Consider the following 19,032-nt stretch of genomic DNA (forward strand, 5'->3'; position numbering starts at 1 on the left):
GGCCCAACACACCTAGCGCGGGGCGGTACCCCTCCAGCGGCGCGACTGCCCGCAGGCTGGAGGGACGTCAGCGCGCCGGACGCTCACCCGTCGACTCGGGCTGCTCCAGATGCGTGGCGAGCACCGCGGCCTGCACGCGCCGCTGGACGCCCAGCTTGGCCAGCAGCCGGGAGATGTGGTTCTTGACGGTCTTCTCCGACAGGTACAGTCGCTTGCCGATCTCGCGGTTGGTGAGGCCGTCGCCGATCAGCGCGAGGATGTCCCTCTCGCGCGGGGACAACCCCGCGAGCTCCGGCGGTTCTGCGGGTGCCTCGGCGGGTTCCGCGCGCAGAGAGCGCATCAGCCGGGCCGTCGTCGCGGGATCGAGCATCGACTGACCGGAGGCGACGGTACGCACCGCCGACACCAGGTCCGAGCCTCTGATCTGCTTGAGCACATAACCGGACGCTCCGGCCATGATCGCGTCGAGCAGGGCGTCCTCGTCGTCGAAGGAGGTCAGCATCAGCACGGCCAGCTCCGGCATCCGGCTGCGCAGCTCTCGGCAGACGGAGATGCCGTCGCCGTCCGGGAGACGCACGTCCAGGACGGCCACGTGCGGCCGCACCGCCGGGGCCCGGACCAGCGCGTGCTCGACGTTCTCGGCGTCCCCGACGACGGAGATGTCCGGCTCGGCGTCCAGCAGATCGGACAGCCCGCGCCGGACCACCTCGTGGTCGTCCAGCAGGAAGACGCGGATCGGGTCCTTCGCGGTGAAGGTGCGTGCCTCGGTCATGTCGACCCCTTGTTCCCCGGGTGTGTGACGGACTGCGGGCCGTTCGTGATGACGATCATCACGTACCCGAGCTGAAGGCACTAGGGCCGACCGGCCCCAGTCGTACCTGTGGCGCGCTGTGACCGGCCTCTTCGGGACGGTCCGATCAGAGGGCAGATCGATCCTCAGGCCGCTGAAGTGCCCCGCCCGTCAGGTCGAACTCCACGTCCACGACTCCCTCCACAGCCCGCACCAGCCGCGCCGCCACCGGCAAAAGCGAGGTGTCCCTGACCCGGCCGCCCAGCCGTACGACCCCGTCCCGGACCTCGACCCGCACGGTCGATGCCGGCGCCGTGAAGAGGTGGGCCACGACCTCCCGCCGGACCTCCTCCGCGATCTCCTCGTCGCCCCGCAGGAACACCTTGAGCAGATCGGCCCGGCTGACGATGCCCTCCAGCCGCCCCGCCGCGTTCACGACCGGCAGGCGCTTGACCCTGGCCCGTGCCATGGTCCGTGCGGCCTGCGCGAGCGTCGAGTCGGTGGTGACGGTGAGGGCAGGGGAGGTCATCAGCTCGCCCGCGGTGACTGAACCGGCCTTCTCCAGGTCGGACAACCGGCGCAACTGCGTGTAGCGGTCGGGGTCGCTGTCGCGGAACTCCTCCTTGGGCAGCAGGTCGGCCTCGGAGACGACTCCGAGGACCCGTCCCCCGTCGTCGACCACAGGCAGGGCACTGACCTTGCGGTCCTGCATGGTCAGCACGATGTCCTTGAAGGCGGCGTCGCGGCCGACAGCGGCGACGTCACGGGTCATCACGTCACACACGATGTGCGGGGATCCGGGCACGATGACTCCTCTGACTCCTCGATCGGGTGGGTACGCACGGTGCCGGGCTCGGTCAGCTCGGGCTCCCGCTGCCGTGCGGGCCGTACAGGTCCAGCAGCCGGACACGGGCCGCCTGCAGCCGGTGGGCGACGACCTCGCCGACCCACCGGGCGATGCTCCGGCCGAACTCGGGGTCGCCCTGGCACATCGCGCGTACGGCGGTGGCGTCGAACTCGTACGCCCGCAGCGGCGAGGACGCCTCCGCGCCCAGGTGCCAGACATGCGGCGGGTACAGCCAGGACCAGCCGAGGAGTTCGTTGTGGCCGAGCGACTCGATGACGGCGGCACGGCGGCCGGGCACGCGCATGTCGAGGTCGACCGTGCCGGTCCGGATGATCCAGAACCGGTCGGCGTGTCCACCCTCCTCGAAGAGCCGGGCGCCTTGCGGGAACGACACCTCCCGGGCGATCCGCAGCAGCCGATCCCGGTGCTCGACAGGCAGCGCCCGAGGCATGCTCATCGTTGATGGTGCGTTCATGGGGTGCCTCCAGGTCGGGCGTATGGAGCTACCACCTCCAGTGTGAGCACGCGCGACCGCCGGAACCATGGGCCACCCGGCCCCCAGGACCGGGCCACCCGGCGGCCTGCGGAAGCCCTTCAGCACCCTGTGCGGCCGGGCGGTCCGGCGTTCGATGATGGAGAAAGGGAGAGCCACTCGGCGCGGACTCGACGCCGAGGCGAGGGGAGAGGCGGAAACCATGCGCATCGTCGTCGCCCTCGGCGGCAACGCCCTGCTGCACCGCGGTGAGCGCCCCGACGCGGACGTCCAGCGGACCAACATCGTCCGCGTCGCCACCGCGATCGCCGCCCTCGCCCACGACCACGAACTCGTCGTCACATACGGCAACGCACCGCAGCTCGACCTCCTCGCCGCCCAGAGCACGGCCGACGCGGCCCTCACCGCCCCTTACCCACTGGATCTGCTCGGCGCGCAGACCCAGGGCATGATCGGCACCCTCCTCATGCGTACCCTGCACGACGTGCTGCCCGGACGCAGGGTCGTCACGCTCGTCACGCACACCCGGGTACGCGTCGACGACCCCGCCTTCGAACACCCCACAGAGCTGGTCGGACCCCTCTACCCGGAGAAGCCGGCCCGGTTCCTGGTGGCGAAGTACGGCTGGCACATGGCAGAGGACCGGCACGGCTGGCGGCGCGTGGTCCCCGCGCCCTCGCCCGAGCGGATTCTGGAGGCCGATACCGTCCGGGTGCTGCTGGAGACGGGGGCTGTGGTGGTGTGTGCCGGCGGGGGAGGCGTCCCCGTCGTTGCCGACTGGGCCACCGGCGCGCTGCGCGGAGTGGACGCTGTCGTCGACAAGGACCTTGGCGCCGCCCGGCTGGCCGAGGACGTGAAGGCCGACTTCCTGCTGGTCCTCACCAATGTCCCGAACATCTACGCCGAATACGGCACCCGCGACCAGCGGCCCGTCCTGGACGTCACGCCCACCGAACTGCGCGGCGCCCACTACCCGGAGGAGTCGATGGGGCCCAAGGCCGAGGCCGCCGCCCGGTTCGTCGAGAACACCGGCCGGCTGGCCGCCATCGGCGCGCTGGACGCGGCGTACGAGATCGTGCACGGGCGCTCCGGAACCCTCGTGCGGCCCGATCTGCTGATCGCCTGACTCCCGGTCAGCGCTCCCGACACCACGTCCGGTACGCCGCCACGGCCGTCGGCAACGTCGGGTAGATCCGCCCCCTGCCCACCGAGTCCGCGAGCCCGTACGCCTCCAGATCGTCCAGGAGATCCTGCTTCACCCGGGCCAGGGCGAAGACGATCCCGCGACGGGTCAGTTCGCGGCGCAGTTCGTCGACCGCGTCCAGGGCTGTGATGTCCACCTCTACGTTCGCCTCGGTGTTGAGGACGAACCAGCGGACGGGGCCGGTCTGTTCGTCGACGGCGGCCAGGGCACGGCGATGGAAGTCCTCGGCGTTGGCGAAGAACAGCGGGGAGTCGTAGCGGTAGACGAGCAGTCCGGGGACGGTGCGCGCCTGCGGATAGTCGTCCACGTCGTGCATGCCCGCCACGCCGGGGACCAGCCCCTCGACGGCGTCGTGCGGCCGGGCCACCCGGCTCAGCAGCTCGGCCACGGACAGCCCGACGGCGACCAGGACGCCGTAGAGCAGATCCAGGGCGAGCACGCCGACCAGGCAGCCGACCGCCAGCAGCAGTTCCCGCCGCCGGAAGGCAGCCAGCCGGGCGAAGCCCGCGAGGTCCATCATGCGCACCGCCGCGTACACGACGAGGGCGCCAAGTACCGCAGACGGCGTGCGGGCCAGCAGTGGGCTGAGGAACAGCAGCACGGCGAGCACCGCCACGCCTGCCACCAGGGAGTACACCTGACTGCGGGCGCCCGCCGAGGAAGCGAGCGCGGTGCGGCTGGCGCTGCTGCTCACGGGGAAGCCCTGCAGCCAGCCGGCGCCGAGGTTGGCCGCGCCCAGGGCCAGGAACTCCTGGTCGGCGTCGAGGCGCCCACCGTCCTCGTGGCGGCCGGCGAAGGCGCGCGCGGTGAGGATGAAGTCCGTATAGGCGACGAGGAGAACGCCCATTGCGGGCAGTAGCAGATGTGGCAGCTCGGTCAGGTCGGGTGCGGCGAGGGAAGGCAGTCCGGCCGGGACCTCGCCGATGACCTCGACGCCGTACCTCTCGTCGAGATCGAAGGCGGCCACGGCCCCCGTGCCCAGTACCACCGCCAGCAGGGGGCCCGGCACAATGCGCAACAGCCACGCCGAGGTGAACAGGAATGTGACGATGACGGCGGAGAAGATCACCGTCTCCAGATGTGCGTGGTCCAAGTTCCGCACGAATGACCAAAGTTGAGGGAAGAAGCCCGACCCCTCCGTTTCGACACCGGTCAGCTGGGGCAGCTGGTCCACGATCATGATCAGGGCCACGCCCGCCAGATAGCCGATCAGGACCGGGCGGGACAGGAGGTCGGCGACGACGCCCAGGCGCAGCAGCCGAGCCGCCAGGCACAGCAGGCCGACCGTCACCGCGAGGGTGGCGGCCAGGGTGGCGTAACGGTCGGAGTCCGCGGCGGCCAGCGGGGCGACCACGGTCGCCGTCATCAGCGCGGTCGTCGACTCGGGGCCGACCGACAGCAGCCGGGACGAGCCCAACACCGCGTACAGGCCGAGTGCGGGCAGGATCGCCCACAGTCCGGAGACCGGCGGCAGCCCGGCCACGCCGGCGTACGCCATCACCTGCGGCACGAGATACGCGGCCACGGTCACACCGGCGAGCAGATCGCCGCGCAGCCAGGAGCGGCGGTAGCCGGTGAGGACAAAGGCCCCGGGGGCCAGTCGGTGGATCACGGGCATCAGGCGGTGCGACCCCGAGGCGTGCCCGCCCGAGCCGTGGGACATGGGGTGGTTCCTTTCGCCGGCTGTTTCCAGGATCGGTCGCGACCACCCCGACCGGTGGTCCGGCGTCAAGGTTCGGTAGCCCGACAGGACCCGAGGAAGGGGCCGTTCAGCCCCACGGACGCCGACTTTCGGCACCAGGCCACGGCATGTCCGCGCCACGAGAGTGGACGCCGTCAACAACGAATCCGTCCCGAGGGGGATGAAGATCATGGCAGTTCACGATCAACCGCACCGGCACCTGGGATTCCGTCTACCGACCTCGCGCAGGACCCGGACGGCCGAGGCGGCGGCCGACACCACCGCGACGAGCGCATACGTCTTTGCCGGGCTGCGGCTGCTGACCGGGTTCATCTTCCTGTGGGCGTTCCTGGACAAGACCTTCGGGTTCGGCTACGCCACCCAGTCCGGCAAGGGCTGGATCGACGGCGGCTCGCCCACCAAGGGCTTCCTGAGCGGCGTGGCGGCGGGTCCGATGGAATCGACCCTCCACGACTGGGCCGGGGACGCCTGGGCGGACTGGCTGTTCATGCTCGGCCTGCTCGGCATCGGTGTGGCGCTGATCCTGGGCATCGGGCTGCGGCTGGCCGCCGTCGCGGGCACGTTGATGATGGCGCTGATGTGGATCGCCGAGTGGCCGCCGGCCAAGCACCTGTCCGACGGTTCGCCCAGCATGTCCACCAACCCGTTCGCCGAGTACCACGTCGTGTACGCCGTTGTCCTGATCGCGCTCGCGGCCGTGGGGGCCGGCGCGGTCTGGGGACTCGGCAGGGCGTGGGCCCGGCTGCCGATCGTCAGCCGCAACCCCTGGCTGCGGTGAACCCCAGGGCCCGTTGGGCCGGTTGGTCCCGACCGGGGACCAGCGGCCCCTGACGCAGCAACTCCTCAAGTCCGACGCTGGTGACAGATCCCCGATCAGGAGGCAGAACCATGGTCCGCACCGTTGTCGCAGGTCTCGACGGCTCGTCCGAGAGCCGGGCCGCGGCCGAGTGGGCGGCCCGCGAGGCGAAGCTGCGCGGCCTGCTGTTGAAGATCGTCCATGTCTGGGAGCCCGTCCCGGAACCCATGGCCCAGGCCCCGCTGCTCGGCGCCGAGACCCAGCAGCACTGGAGCGAGCGCATTCCGCGCGAGGCCGCCGAGGGGATCAGGGTGCGCCACCCCGGCGTCGAGGTGACCACCGAGCAGTTGGTCGGCGGATCGGCCGACACCCTGGTCAAGGCCGCCGCGGACGCGGAACTGCTGGTTCTCGGCTCGCGTGGGCTCAGCGGGTTCGGCGGATTCATGGTCGGCTCCGTCGGCCTCTCCGTCGTGGCGCACCTGAAGCGACCCGTCGTCCTGGTCCGTGCCGGGGAGCAGGCCGCCGACGAGCACGAGCCGGACCCGGCGGGCATCCCGTCGGCCGCCACGCCCTACCGGCCCGTCGTCCTCGGCCTCGACGCGGCGAACCCCGACGACTCGGTGATCGAGTTCGCCTTCGAGGCGGCCGCCCACCGCGAGACCGGCCTGCGGGCGATCCACGGCTGGAACCTGCCCCCGTACTACGTCTACGGCCTTTCCGCCGATCTCCAGCTGCACGACGAGATCGGCCGGCAGCAGGCCGCCGTTCTGGCGGAAGTGCTGCGGCCCTGGCGCCAGAAGTACCCGAACGTCGAGGTCACCGAGGAGACCCCGTCCGGCAGCCCCGGCATCCGGCTGGTGGACGCCTCCCACGAGGCCTCCTTGGTCGTCGTCGGCCGCCGCATCCGCCGCAGCCCGCTCGGAGCCCACATCGGCCCCGTCACCCACGCTGTCCTGCACCACGCCGCGGCCCCCGTGGCGGTCGTCGCCCACAACTGACCACCATCCCTGAGGAGTTGACCCCATGAAGGCAGCGGTCGTCCGAGCCTTCGGCGAACCTCTGGTCATCGAGGACCGCCCCGACCCCGAGCCCGGCCCCGGCCAGGTCCGCATCCGCGTCGAGGCCTCCGGGCTGTGCCACACCGACATCCATGCCGCCCACGGCGACTGGCCGGTCAAGCCGAACCCGCCGTTCGTGCCCGGTCACGAGGGAGTCGGCCTGGTCGAGAAGCTGGGCGACGGCGTCACCCACCTGAGCGTCGGCCAGAGGGTTGCCGTGCCCTGGCTCGGCAAGGCCTGCGGGCGGTGCGAGCACTGCCTCTCCGGCTGGGAGACGCTGTGCGAGCACCAGATCAACACCGGCTACGGCTGTGACGGCGGCTACGCCGAGAAGATGCTCGCCTGGGCCGACTTCGCGCAGCCCGTCCCGCAGGGCGTCGGCGCCGTGGACGCCGCACCGCTGACCTGCGCCGGCGTGACCACGTACAAGGCGCTCAAGGTCGCCGACGTGCGGCCCACGCAGCTGGTCGCGATCTCCGGTGTCGGCGGGCTCGGTCACCTGGCCGTGCAGTACGCGAAGATCGCCGGGGCCACCGTCGCCGCGATCGACGTCACCGACGAGAAGCTCCAACTCGCCGCGGAACTCGGCGCCGATCTCACCATCGACGCCCGCAAGCACGACGTCGGCGAGGTCCTCAAGCGGTACGGCGGCGCCCACGCGGCCGTCGCCCTCGCCGTGAACGAGGACGCGTTCGCCGCCGTCAACTCCGGCCTGCGGCGCGGCGGCAAGCTCGTCATGGTCGCCCTCCCGGCGCACGGCACCGTCCAGGTCCCGATCTTCGACACCGTTCTCAACGGCACCTCGGTCATCGGCTCCATCGTCGGCACCCGACAAGACCTCACCGAGGTCCTCCAGCTCCACGCGGCCGGCCGCACCAGGGTCATCTGCGAGACCCGTCCGCTGGCCTCCGTCAACGAGTCCATCGAGGACGTGCTGCGCGGTCAGGTCAAAGCCCGCATCGTCTTCGACTTCGACCTCGGCGCGGGGCGGTGACGGCGATGGACCTGCCTCTGGTCGTCGGAGTCGACGGCTCCGAGCCCAGCCTGCGCGCCACGGACTGGGCGTCCGACGAGGCCGTGCTGCGTGGGATCCCGCTCCATGTCGTGTACGCCTGCCTGTGGGAGCGCTACGAGGGCGCCTCACTCGCCAGGGACATCGGCAAGCCCAGCGCACAGGTCATGCCCCAGGAGGTCGTCGAGGCCGCCGCCCAGCGGGCGCAAGCTCGGCACCCGGAGCTGAAGGTGACCTCCGACGTGGTGTTCGAGCAGCCCGAGTACGCCCTGGTGTGCGAGAGCCGGAACGCGTCCGCGCTGGTCGTCGGCACCCGCGGCCGCACCGGCCTCGCCGAGGCGCTGCTCGGTTCCGTCAGCCTCACTGTGGCCGCGCACGCCCACTGCCCGGTGATCGTGCTGCGCGGCAGCCACGACAACCAGGCCACGCCCCCGGTTCACGGACGTGTCGTGGTGGGCGTGGGCGAGGATGCCGAGGCCTCGTCGGCCGTGCGTTTCGCCTATGAGGAGGCCCGGCGCCGCGGGGTCCCCCTGGAGGCCGTACGAGCCTGGCGCTGTCCCGCGCACGAGACCACCGACCACCCTTTGCTCGCCGACGCACCCGCCCGGCTGCACGAGCAGCACGCCGAGGAGACCCTCGCCGACGCTCTGCGGGACGCCCCGCCGGACCTGGAGCTGCACCGCCGTGCCGTCGAGGGCCACGCCCGCCGCGTGCTGGTGGACGCCTCGCACGGTGCCGACCTCCTGATCGTCGGCGCCAAGCGCCGCACCGGCCACCTCGGGCTCCAGCTCGGCCGCGTCGCCCACGCGGCACTGCACCACTCCGCCTGCCCGGTCGCCGTCGTACCGCAGCCGGTGTGAGCGCCGTGCCCGGCAAGGAACAAAGGAACGGGTGGTGCTCCTCCTTGGCGCCAAGGCCCATGACGTGCTCGATGTACCGCGGGAAGTACCACTGGGTGCGCTCGCGTTCGCTCGGCTTGGGCAGGGCCGCGATCCGTGCCACCCTCGGGTTGAGGTGTTCGGTGATCCGTTTGACGGTGCCGCCCCTGCCGGCCGCGTCCCGCCCCTTGAGGATGACGACGACGTGGGCGCCCGCCCCGCGTCCCCGCTCCTGCACTTTCGCCAACTCCATCTGCAGGCACGCAGCAGTTCCTTCTCGTACGTCTTGCGCGGCAGTTTCCTCGCCTTGTTGCCGGCCGCACCGCCTCCCACCGCCCGTCGCCCGCGTACTCGATGACCTACGGAGTCACCCATGCCCGAGTTCGAACACCAGGACAGCACCGTACTGACCGACGACGAGTTGCGAACGCTGGACGCCCACTGGCGGGCCGCCAACTATCTGGCCGCCGGACAGATCTATCTGCTGGCCAACCCGCTGCTGCACGAGCCGCTGAGGGCCGAGCACATCAAGCCGCGGCTGCTCGGGCACTGGGGCACCTCGCCGGGGCTGAACCTCGTGTACACCCATCTCAACCGGGTGATCAAGGCGCGTGGCCTGGACGCGCTGTGCGTGTGGGGCCCGGGCCATGGCGGCCCGTCGGTGCTCGCCAACTCCTGGCTTGAGGGGTCGTACAGCGAGACCTATCCGGACGTCGGCCGGGACGGGGCCGGTATGGGGCTGCTGTTCCGGCAGTTCTCCTTCCCCGGCGGCGTGCCGAGCCATGTGGCGCCGGAGACGCCAGGGTCGATCCACGAGGGCGGTGAGCTCGGCTACGCCCTCTCGCACGCGTACGGTGCCGCCTTCGACAACCCCGGCCTGGTGGTCGCCTGTGTGATCGGCGACGGCGAGGCTGAGACCGGGCCGCTGGCCGCCTCCTGGCACTCCAACAAGTTCCTCGACCCGGTGCACGACGGCGCCGTTCTGCCGATCCTGCACCTCAACGGCTACAAGATCGCCAACCCGACGGTGCTGGCCCGTCTGCCGGAGCAGGAACTCGACGCCCTCCTGCGCGGATACGGCCACGAACCCATCCACGTGACCGGCGACGACCCGGCCACTGTCCACCGTGCCATGGCCCGTGCCTTGGACGATGCGCTCGACCGCATCGCACTGCTCCAGCGCACCGCCCGCGAGGAGGACGTCGGCGAGCGTGTTCACTGGCCCGTGATCGTCCTGCGGACGCCGAAGGGCTGGACCGGCCCCGCCGAAGTCGACGGTGTGCCGGTCGAGGGCACCTGGCGCGCTCACCAGGTCCCGCTCGCCGGCGTACGCGAAAACCCCGAGCATCTGCGCCAGCTGGAGGCGTGGCTGCGCTCGTACCGGCCCGAGGAGCTGTTCCATCCGGACGGCCGCCCCGTCCCCGACGTACTCGCCTGCGTCCCCGACGGTGCCAGGCGCCTGGGCGCCACCGCGCACGCCAACGGCGGCCTCCTCGTCCGTGACCTGCCCATCCGCTCCCTGGACTCTTTCGCCGTACCGGTCGACAAGCCGGGTACGACTCTGCACGAGCCGACCCGGATCCTCGGAGACCTCCTGGAACAGATCATGAAGGACACCTCGGCCCGCCGTGACTTCCGAGTCGTCGGTCCGGACGAGACCGCCTCCAACCGGCTCCAGGCCATCTTCGACGCCAGCGGCAAGGCCTGGCAGGCACAGACCCTCCCGGTCGACGAACACCTCGACCGGCACGGCCGGGTCATGGAGATCCTCTCCGAGCACACCTGCCAGGGCTGGCTGGAGGGCTATCTGCTCACCGGACGGCACGGAGTGTTCTCCTGCTACGAGGCGTTCGTGCACATCGTCGACTCGATGGTCAACCAGCACATCAAGTGGCTCAAAACGTCCAGGGAACTGCCCTGGCGGGCCCCCATCGCCTCCCTCAACTACCTGCTCACCTCGCACGTCTGGCGGCAGGACCACAACGGCTTCTCCCACCAGGACCCCGGCTTCGTCGACCACGTCCTCAACAAGAGCCCCGAGGTCGTCCGGGTCTACCTGCCGCCGGATGCCAACACCCTCCTGTCGGTCGCCGATCATGCGCTGCGCAGCCGCGACTACGTGAATGTGATCGTCGCCGGCAAGCAGCCCTGCTTCGACTGGCTGTCCATGGACGCCGCCCGCGCCCACTGCGCTCGCGGAGCCGGTATCTGGGACTGGGCCGGCACGGAGAACGGCGGTGAACCGGACGTCGTGCTCGCCTGCGCCGGCGACGTACCCACCCAGGAGGTCCTGGCCGCCGCCCAGCTGCTGCGGGGCCACCTGCCCGACCTCGCTGTGCGCGTGGTCAACGTCGTCGACATGACCCGACTGATGCCCCGCAAGGAGCACCCGCACGGCATGACCGACTTCGAGTACGACGGCCTGTTCACCACGGACAAGCCCGTGATCTTCGCCTACCACGGCTATCCCTGGCTGATCCACAGGCTCGCCTACCGGCGCACCGGCCACCCGAACCTGCATGTTCGCGGCTACAAGGAGTCGGGCACCACGACCACGCCCTTCGACATGGTCGTCCGCAACGACCTGGACCGCTACCGCCTGGTCATGGACGTCATCGACCGCGTCCCCGGACTCGCTGTCCGCGCCGCTGCCGTCCGGCAGCAGATGGCCGACGCCCGCACCCGCCACCATGCCTGGATCCGCGAGCACGGCACCGATCTGCCGGAGATCGCGGAGTGGGCCTGGAACGCCTGATACACGGCCTTGCTTTGAGGGCCGACCGGCCCACCTGCACCGCCCGGACAGCCCATGGGGCCGCCGCCCGTTTCGCTGGACGCTCGTAGTGACGAGAAGACTCGAAGGAGATCCGCGATGACGGACGACACGCTCAGCCGGCCCACGGTCCACGCCCTGCTCGCGGACGGCACCACCGTGTGCATCCGTCCCGTGCGGCGGGACGACCACGACCAGGTGCAGGGCCTGTACGAGGAGATGTCCCCGGAGACCCTGCGGCTGCGGTTCTTCGCCGTGAGCCGCCGCTCCGCCGCGACGGCCGCCGACCGGGCCTGCGCCGAGCAGCACCCCGGATACCGGTCGCTGCTGGCCGAGACGGGCGGCCGGGTGATCGGCCTCGCCGAGTACGACAGCGGCGGGGCCGGGGACACCGCGGAGATCTCCATCGCGGTCGCCGACGGACTGCACCATCGAGGCGTCGGCACCCTCCTGGTCGAGCACCTCGTCTCCGCCGCCCGTGCCGAGGGCATCACCGGCTTCACGGCGGACGCGCTCAGCGAGAACCACGAGGTGCTGAAGCTCTTCGCCGACCTTGGCCTGCGCACCGCCCGCCGCTTCGAGGGCCCCGAGGTGCGCTGCACCATCGCCCTCGACCAGAGCGACACCTATCTGACGGCCGTGGAGGAACGCGGCCGCGCCGCCGACGTCGCCAGCCTGGAACCGTTGCTGCGGCCGAAGGTCGTCGCCGTCGTCGGCGCTGGACGCAAGCCAGGGTCGGTGGGCCGGGCGATCCTGCACCAGCTCCACTCGGGCGGCTACACAGGCCGTCTGTTCGCGGTCAACCCCGCGGCGAGCTCGATCCTCGGGGTGCCGTGCCATCCGTCGGTCAGCGCCCTGCCCAGGACCCCCGACCTCGTGGTGCTCGCCGTACCGGCCGCCGCGATCCCGGCCACCGCCGAGGAGTGCGGGAAGGCGGGCGTACGGGCAATCCTCGTCGTCACCGCCGGGTTGGACGCGGACCAGGCCCGGGCCCTGCTGGCGGCATGCCGCTCGCACGACATGCGCCTCGTCGGTCCCAACTGCCTGGGCATCTCCAACACCGACCCGAAGCTGCGCCTGAACGCCACCTTTGCCGCCGGCCACCCGCGCCCCGGTACCGCGGGTGTCGCCGTGCAGTCCGGCGGAGTGGGCATCGCCCTGCTCGATGGCATGTCCCGCCTGGGCATCGGGGTCTCCTCCTTCGTCTCCCTCGGTGACAAGTACGACGTCAGTGGCAACGACATGCTTCAGTGGTGGGAGAGCGACGGCCGCACCGACCTCGCCCTGCTGCACCTGGAGTCGTTCGGCAGCCCGCGCGCGTTCTCCCGTACGGCCCGCCGGGTGACCCGCCGCATGCCGGTCCTGACCGTCGACGCCGGCCGTACCGAGGCGGGCCGCCGCGCCGCCGCCTCCCACACGGCGGCGGCCGCCACCCGCACCATGACCCGCGGGGCTCTGTTCACCCAGGCCGGCATCACCGCCACCCGCTCGGTCGGCGAACTCCTCGAAGCCGCCGCCCTGATGCACTCCCAGCCGCTGCCCGCAGGACCGCGCGTGGCCATCGTCACCAACGCCGGGGGAGCGGGGGTCCTCGCCGCCGACGCTTGCGCCGAGGTCGGGCTGGAGCTCCCGGCGCCCGGGTCGGAGCTGATCGACGATCTGCTCGACGCGTTGCCCGCGGGCGCCGCCGCCGGCAACCCCGTCGACGCCACCGCCGCGGTCACGGAGCAGCAGCTCGGCGACTGCGTGGACCGGATCATGCGGAACGGCGCCGTCGACGCCGTCCTCGTGGCCCTCGTCCCCACGGCGGTCGCCGCGGCGACCGGCGACGACCTGGTCCGGGCCCTCACCCACGCCGCCCCCGGACGGCGCCCCAAGCCGATCGTCGCGGTACGACTCGAACAAGGCCTGCCCGTCGAGCTCCTGCCCGCCACCGAAGTCGGCACCGTCCCCTCCTACGCCGAACCTCAGGCGGCGGCCCGGGCGCTGGCCCACGCGGCCCGCCGCGCCGCCTGGCTGGCCCGGCCCGCCGGGACGGTCCCCGACCTCGACGGCGTCGAGACGCAGCGCGCCCACGCCGTCGTCGAGGCCTACCTCGGCCGGCATCCCGACGGCGGCTGGCTCGACCCGCGCGAATGCGCCGAACTCCTCGGCTGTTACGGCATTCCCCAGCTGGCCTGGGGCTGGGCCGGCACCGAAGACGACGCCGTTCTCACCGCCGACCGGCTGCGCGGCGCCGACGGCCGGGTCGTGATGAAGGGCCACTGGCCGGGACTGGTGCACAAGACCGCCGAGCACGCCGTCCACCTCGACCTCCGGGGGGACCACCAAGTCCGCGCCGCCTTCCGTGACTTGGAGACGCGGTTCGCCGGTCTGCTGGAGGGCGTGGTCATCCAGCCCCTCGCCGACCGCGGCACCGAGCTGTTCGCCGGCGTCGTCCAGGACCAGGTCTTCGGCCCTCTCGTCCTGTTCGGGCTCGGCGGCACCGCGACCGAGGTCCTCGCCGACCACGCCGCACGGCTCGCCCCGCTCACCGACCACGACGTCCACGACCTGATCACGGCCCCGCGCTGCGCCCCGCTCCTGCTCGGCGCGAACGGTGCCCGACAAGTCGACCTCAAGGGCCTCGAAAACCTGCTCCTCCGGCTGTCCCGCATGGCGAGTGACCTGCCGCAGCTGGCCGAGGCCGATTTCAACCCCGTTCTCGCGTCACCGGGCGGAGTCACCGTCCTCGATGCGCGCGTACGCCTGCTGCCGCGCCGGCCCCAGGATCCGTATCTGCGCCGGCTCCGCTGAGGAGGGACAACCATGAAGCACAACAAGGTCGGCTCCGTGATGACCACGGAGGTCGTCCGCGCCGAGTACGGCACCCCGTTCAAGGAAGTGGCCAGGCTGCTCGGCGACCACCGCATCAGCGGACTGCCCGTGGTCGACGACGACGAGAAGGTCGTCGGCGTCATCTCCGAGACGGACCTGCTGGTCCGTCAGGCGGAGACGCCCGACCCGTACGAGCCGAAGAAGCGCTTCCGCTTCGACCGGCTGACCCGCGCCGGCCGGACGCGGGCCGCGAAGGCCCGGGCCCGCACCGCCGGTCGGCTGATGAGCGAGCCGCCCATCACGGTCCACGCCGACGACACCATCGTCGAGGCCGCCCGGACGATGGCGCAGCACCACATCGAACGGCTGCCCGTCCTGGACGAGGAGCACCGGCTCGTCGGCATCGTCACCCGCCGCGATCTGCTCCAGGTCTTCCTGCGGCCCGACGCGGACATCCGCGCCGAGGTCGTCGACGAGGTGCTGGTACGGGCCCTGTGGCTGCCGCCGCGCAGCATCGCCGTCTCCGTGACGGAGGGCGTGGTCACGCTGCTGGGCCAGATGGAGCGCAAGAGCGAGACGGAGATCGCCGTCTCCATGACCCGTCAGATCGACGGCGTGGTCGCGGTCGTCGACAAGCTCAGCCACCGGCTGGACGACTCGCACGTCCGGCCCGACGAGCAGGCGCTGCACGGCATCGCCGACGACTGGCTGCGCAAGCTGTGAAGTCGTGAAAGGAGGCGGAGCAACATGACCACCAAGGTGCTGGTCGCCTATGGGACGACGAACGGATCGACCGCGCAGATCGCCGAGGCCGTCGCCGAGGTCCTGCGCAAGGAGGGCCTCACCGCCGAGGCGCTGCCGGCCGGCTCCGTCGCACGCGTGGAGCCGTATGACGCCGTCGTGGTCGGCGGCGGGCTGTACGCCGGACGCTGGCACAAGGACGCCCGCCGGTTCCTCCGTCGGCACCGCCGGGATTTGGCAGATCGCCCGCTGTGGTTGTTCAGCAGCGGCCCGCTCGACCCCTCCGCATCGGAGCGGGACATCCCGCCGGTGCCCGGCCTGAAGCGGGCCATGACCCGGTTCGACGTGAACGGGCACGTCACCTTCGGTGGCTGCCTGCAGGAGGGCGCCAAGGGGTGGGTCGCCCGGATGATCGTCAAGAACGGAAAGGGCGGCGACTTCCGGGACTTCGCCCAGATCGAGGACTGGGCGCGGACAGTCGCCGACGAGTTGGTCACCAAGGGCTAGCAAGCTCCGCGGGTCAGGAACGTTCCCGAGCGGCACGGCCGGGCCGCACGTGGGACTTGCCACGCCCTCCAGGACAAGGTCTGGGTCCACTGTCCCGGCCAGGAACCCTGGGAGGCGTACGTCGTCAAGGCCGACGCCGACACGCTGGCCAAGCAGCAGGGCGGGACCTGTTGCGCCCGCCCGGCCGAGGCCGACACCATCTCGAAGGCACCGGCCGTCGCGGGCGGCTGCTGCTGATCCGCGGATGACCAACCTCCACACCAGCGAGGCCGCGACCGGAACGGGAGACCGGTCACGGCCTCGCGCCGCCCTGCCCGCCACCCAGATCACCAGCTGGGGAATCGTCCACTACGCCTTCCCGGTCCTGAACACCCGCATCACGGCCGCCACCGGCTGGTCGACGACCGCCACCTCCACCGCCTTCTCCGGCGCCCTCCTAGTCTCCGCCCCCACCGGCATCCCCGTCGGCCGCACCCTCGAGCGCCGAGGCCCCCGCACGAAGATGACCCCCGGCTCCATCCTTGGCGTCGTCGCGGTGCTGGCCATCGCCTACGCGCCCAACCTCGCTGCCCCACCGCAGCATGGCTGCTGGCCGGCGTGGCCATGGCCGCCACCTCTCTCAGCAGATCCTCGGGAGCTGCTCCCCGAGCGGCATGTCCACGATCCGCCGGGCGCCCACCAGCGTGCGCAGCGTCACCCGCCCCGCCGGCCCGTCCGGCAGCACCTCGCCGATCCGTACCGCTCCTGCGCCCTCGCCCACCGACCGCATCGCGCTGAGCACGGCCTCAGCCGCGTCGGCGGCGACGAAGGCGACGAGACAGCCCTCGTTGGCGACGACCAGCGGGTCCAGCCCGAGCAGATCGCAGGCCGAGGCAACCGGCTCGGGCACCGGCACCGCGCTCTCCTCGATCTCGACGGCGACCGACGAGTCACGCGCGATCTCGTTGAGGGAGGCGGCGAGTCCGCCGCGCGTCGGGTCGCGCAGGACGTGGACGTCGGCGCCGAGCGGCACCAGGGTGCGCACCAGGCGGTGCAGCGGCCGGGTGTCGGAGGCGATGTCGCCCTCGAAGCCGAGGTTTTCACGGGTGCTCAGCACGGTCGTGCCGTGCAGCCCGATCGGCCCGGACAGCACAACCGCGTCACCGGGTCGGGCCAGCGCCGCGGACGGATGCAGCGAGCCGTGCCGCTGTCCGATGCCGGTGGTGTTGATGAACAGTCTGTCGGCGGCACCACGTCCCACGACCTTGGTGTCACCGGTGACCACCGGCGCGCCCGCGTCCTGAGCCGCCTTCCCCAACGAGGCCATAACCGCCCGGAGTTCGGTCAGCGGCAGCCCTTCCTCGATGATGAGGGAGACGGACAGCGCGACCGGCCACGCACCCCGCATGGCGAGGTCGTTGACCGTGCCGTGGACAGCGAGGGACCCGATGTCGCCGCCGAGGAAGAACAGCGGGCTGACGACGAAACTGTCGGTGCTGATCACCAGTTCCCGGTAGCCGGGCAGCAGTGCCGCGTCCTCCATGGGACCCGAGTCGCCGTCGAGGGCGGGCAGGATCAGCCGGTCGAGGAGTTCCGAAGTGAGGCGACCACCGGCACCGTGGCCCAGCAGGACGACCTCGCCCTCATCGTGCGGCGTGGGGCATTGGAGGGTCATGCCGTTCTCCTCACAGGCGTGCGTCCGGCCGCGTGGAAGGCGGCACATGTGCCCTCGGACGACACCATCGGCGCGCCGAGGGGATGGCGGGGCGTGCAGCGAGTGCCGTACGCGGCGCAGTCGGTGGGCAGCTTGGCCCCGGTGAGGATGGCGCCGGCGATGCACTCGGCGTCCTCGACGGGACACAGGCCGCCCACGTCGAATCGCCGGGCGGCATCGAAGTGCCGGTATTTCTCGGCCAGTTCCAGCCCGCTGTCAGGCAGCGCCCCGATGCCCCGCCAGGCCCGGTCGGTGACCCGGAACACCTCACGCACCGCCTCCTGCGCCTCGGTGTTGCCGGAGCGCCGCACGGCCCGTACGTACTGGTTCTCCACGTCGTGCCGACCCGCCTCCAGCTGCCGTACGGCCATGAGGATGCCCTCCAGCAGGTCCAGCGGCTCGAACCCGGTCACCACGATCGGCACCCGGTACTCCGTGGCGATCGGCTCGTACTCCCGCCAGCCCATCACCGCACACACATGCCCCGCCGCCAGGAAGGCCTGCACCTCGCAGTCCGGGTCCTCCAGCAGCGCGGTCATCGCGGGCGGCACGAGGACGTGGCTGACGAGCATCGAGAAGTTCGTCAGCCCGAGGCGGGCCGCGTGCAGCACGGCCGTCGCGTTGGCCGGCGCGGTCGTCTCGAAGCCGACCGCGAGGAAGACGACCTCCTTATCGGGGTGTTCGGCGGCCAGGCGTACGGCATCCATCGGGGCGTAGACCACCCTTACGTCCGCTCCCCGCGCCCGCAGCGACAGCAGGTCGGTGTCCGTGCCGGGTACCCGCAGCATGTCGCCGAAGCTGGTGAGGATCACACCGGGCCGGGCCGCGACGGCCATGGCCCTGTCCAGGGTCTCCAGCGGGGTCACACAGACTGGGCAGCCCGGGCCGTGGATCATCCGCATCCCGGCCGGCAGCAGCTCGTCGATGCCCTGGCGGACGAGGGTGTGGGTCTGGCCGCCGCACACCTCCATGATCCGCCAGGGATGCGTGACGGTCTGCCGCAGCTCGTCCAGCAGGCGCCGGGCGAGGACGGGATCGCGGTACTCGTCGAGGTACTTCATCGCTGGTCGGGACCTTTCAGCGGTGGGTCAGATCCACCTGGACGTCGACGACTCCCTCGACCGCCCGCAATGCCCGGGCCACCACTGGCACGAGCCCGCGCTCGGGCATCGAACCGGTCAGCGTGACGACGCCCTCGGTGACCGAGACCCCCAGCGCGGTGGTGACCGGCAGATGGGTCAGCACACTGCTGCGGATCTCGTCGGCGATCTCGGTGTCGGTCCGCAGAAACACCTTCAGCAGGTCACTGCGGCTGACGATGCCCTCCAGCATGCCGACGCCGTCCACGACCGGCAGCCGCTTGACATGCCTACGGGCCATGATGCGCGCCGCCTCGGCCAGCGAGGCGTCCGCGTGCACGGTCACCGCCGGGGTGCTCATCAGCTCGCCCGCGGTCAGCGCGCTCGCCTTGAGCCGCTCGCCGAAATCGCTCTCGGCCTCGTTGCCGTCGCGGAATTGCTCCTTGGGCAGCAGATCGGCCTCCGAGACCACCCCGATGACCCGCCCCTCACCGGCCAGCACCGGCAGGGCGCTGACCTTCCACTGGTCGAGCAGCTCGACGATCTCCTTGAAGGACGCCTCACTGCCGACGGCGACGACGGTATGCGTCATCACATCGCTCACGGTGTACGGAGATTCGGACATTGCAGCCTCCTGCATAG

Annotated in this window: 16 protein-coding genes and 2 pseudogenes; 10 read left to right on the top strand and 8 right to left on the bottom strand. The window is 71.4% G+C overall.

What is annotated here, in order from left to right:
• Window positions 1-67: 67 nt before the first annotated feature.
• The 3 genes from ACIA8X_RS25675 to ACIA8X_RS25685 all read right to left on the bottom strand — a co-directional run bounded on the left by ACIA8X_RS25675 (window position 68) and on the right by ACIA8X_RS25685 (window position 2,112).
• Complete coding sequence (locus ACIA8X_RS25675) at window positions 68-772, bottom strand: response regulator (RefSeq protein ID WP_393443623.1); 705 nt, start codon at window positions 770-772, stop codon at window positions 68-70.
• 145 nt (window positions 773-917) lie between these two features.
• Window positions 918-1,595 carry a CBS domain-containing protein gene (locus ACIA8X_RS25680; protein ID WP_393443621.1) on the bottom strand — a complete coding sequence of 226 codons (678 nt, stop codon included), beginning with the start codon at window positions 1,593-1,595 and terminating at the stop codon, window positions 918-920.
• A 52-nt stretch (window positions 1,596-1,647) separates the two neighbouring features.
• Window positions 1,648-2,112, bottom strand: a complete 465-nt coding sequence (locus tag ACIA8X_RS25685; RefSeq protein ID WP_393443619.1) for a cyclic nucleotide-binding domain-containing protein — start codon at window positions 2,110-2,112, stop codon at window positions 1,648-1,650.
• Between the two features lie 220 nt (window positions 2,113-2,332).
• Between ACIA8X_RS25685 and ACIA8X_RS25690 the strand changes: the two genes are divergently transcribed.
• On the top strand, window positions 2,333-3,256 hold the full coding sequence (locus ACIA8X_RS25690; protein ID WP_399459187.1) for a carbamate kinase: 924 nt from the start codon (window positions 2,333-2,335) through the stop codon (window positions 3,254-3,256).
• A gap of 7 nt (window positions 3,257-3,263) precedes the next feature.
• On the opposite strand, the gene ACIA8X_RS25695 is transcribed toward ACIA8X_RS25690, so the two are convergent.
• Entirely contained in the window at window positions 3,264-4,997 is a 1,734-nt protein-coding gene (locus ACIA8X_RS25695) for a SulP family inorganic anion transporter (protein WP_399459188.1), read from the bottom strand.
• A 208-nt stretch (window positions 4,998-5,205) separates the two neighbouring features.
• On the opposite strand from ACIA8X_RS25695, the gene ACIA8X_RS25700 reads away from it, so the two are divergent.
• The 4 genes from ACIA8X_RS25700 (at window position 5,206) to ACIA8X_RS25715 (ending at window position 8,762) form a co-directional block, all read left to right on the top strand.
• The gene (locus ACIA8X_RS25700; protein ID WP_393443613.1) at window positions 5,206-5,814 is read left to right on the top strand and encodes a hypothetical protein; all 609 of its coding nucleotides are present in this window, start codon (window positions 5,206-5,208) and stop codon (window positions 5,812-5,814) included.
• Window positions 5,815-5,924: 110 nt separating this feature from the next.
• Complete coding sequence (locus tag ACIA8X_RS25705; RefSeq protein ID WP_399459189.1) at window positions 5,925-6,830, top strand: universal stress protein; 906 nt, start codon at window positions 5,925-5,927, stop codon at window positions 6,828-6,830.
• 25 nt (window positions 6,831-6,855) lie between these two features.
• Window positions 6,856-7,884, top strand: coding sequence for a zinc-dependent alcohol dehydrogenase (locus ACIA8X_RS25710; RefSeq protein ID WP_393443609.1), 1,029 nt, complete (start codon window positions 6,856-6,858; stop codon window positions 7,882-7,884).
• Between the two features lie 5 nt (window positions 7,885-7,889).
• On the top strand, window positions 7,890-8,762 hold the full coding sequence (locus ACIA8X_RS25715) for a universal stress protein (protein WP_393443607.1): 873 nt from the start codon (window positions 7,890-7,892) through the stop codon (window positions 8,760-8,762).
• Window positions 8,763-8,811: 49 nt separating this feature from the next.
• Here the strand turns inward: ACIA8X_RS25715 and ACIA8X_RS25720 are convergent.
• Window positions 8,812-9,155, bottom strand: a pseudogene (locus ACIA8X_RS25720) (polyphosphate kinase 2); the annotation flags it as partial.
• On the opposite strand from ACIA8X_RS25720, the gene ACIA8X_RS25725 reads away from it, so the two are divergent.
• The 5 genes and pseudogenes from ACIA8X_RS25725 to ACIA8X_RS25745 form a co-directional block, all read left to right on the top strand.
• A complete protein-coding gene (locus ACIA8X_RS25725) occupies window positions 9,154-11,535 on the top strand; it encodes a phosphoketolase (RefSeq protein ID WP_393443605.1) in 2,382 nt (793 codons plus the stop codon). The pseudogene ACIA8X_RS25720 and the gene ACIA8X_RS25725 overlap by 2 nt on opposite strands.
• A gap of 117 nt (window positions 11,536-11,652) precedes the next feature.
• Window positions 11,653-14,349, top strand: a complete 2,697-nt coding sequence (locus ACIA8X_RS25730) for a GNAT family N-acetyltransferase (RefSeq protein ID WP_399459190.1) — start codon at window positions 11,653-11,655, stop codon at window positions 14,347-14,349.
• 12 nt (window positions 14,350-14,361) lie between these two features.
• Window positions 14,362-15,093 carry a CBS domain-containing protein gene (locus ACIA8X_RS25735; RefSeq protein WP_393443601.1) on the top strand — a complete coding sequence of 244 codons (732 nt, stop codon included), beginning with the start codon at window positions 14,362-14,364 and terminating at the stop codon, window positions 15,091-15,093.
• Between the two features lie 24 nt (window positions 15,094-15,117).
• Entirely contained in the window at window positions 15,118-15,618 is a 501-nt protein-coding gene (locus tag ACIA8X_RS25740; protein ID WP_393443599.1) for a flavodoxin domain-containing protein, read from the top strand.
• Between the two features lie 57 nt (window positions 15,619-15,675).
• Window positions 15,676-15,855, top strand: a pseudogene (locus tag ACIA8X_RS25745) (glyoxalase/bleomycin resistance/dioxygenase family protein); the annotation flags it as partial.
• Window positions 15,856-16,237: 382 nt separating this feature from the next.
• Here the strand turns inward: ACIA8X_RS25745 and hypE are convergent.
• Genes hypE through ACIA8X_RS25760 form a run of 3 tightly spaced genes read right to left on the bottom strand, consistent with a single transcriptional unit; the run spans window position 16,238 to window position 19,015 of the window.
• Entirely contained in the window at window positions 16,238-17,272 is a 1,035-nt protein-coding gene (hypE, locus tag ACIA8X_RS25750) for a hydrogenase expression/formation protein HypE (RefSeq protein WP_393443597.1), read from the bottom strand.
• On the bottom strand, window positions 17,269-18,372 hold the full coding sequence (gene hypD, locus ACIA8X_RS25755; RefSeq protein WP_393443595.1) for a hydrogenase formation protein HypD: 1,104 nt from the start codon (window positions 18,370-18,372) through the stop codon (window positions 17,269-17,271). Before hypD ends, hypE begins: the two co-directional genes overlap by 4 nt.
• A 16-nt stretch (window positions 18,373-18,388) precedes the next feature.
• Complete coding sequence (locus tag ACIA8X_RS25760; protein ID WP_393443593.1) at window positions 18,389-19,015, bottom strand: CBS domain-containing protein; 627 nt, start codon at window positions 19,013-19,015, stop codon at window positions 18,389-18,391.
• Between the last annotated feature and the right edge of the window lie 17 nt (window positions 19,016-19,032).

The sequence above is a fragment of the Streptomyces sp. NPDC051738 genome, assembly GCF_044453205.1.
In the GTDB taxonomy this organism is placed as follows: domain Bacteria; phylum Actinomycetota; class Actinomycetes; order Streptomycetales; family Streptomycetaceae; genus Streptomyces.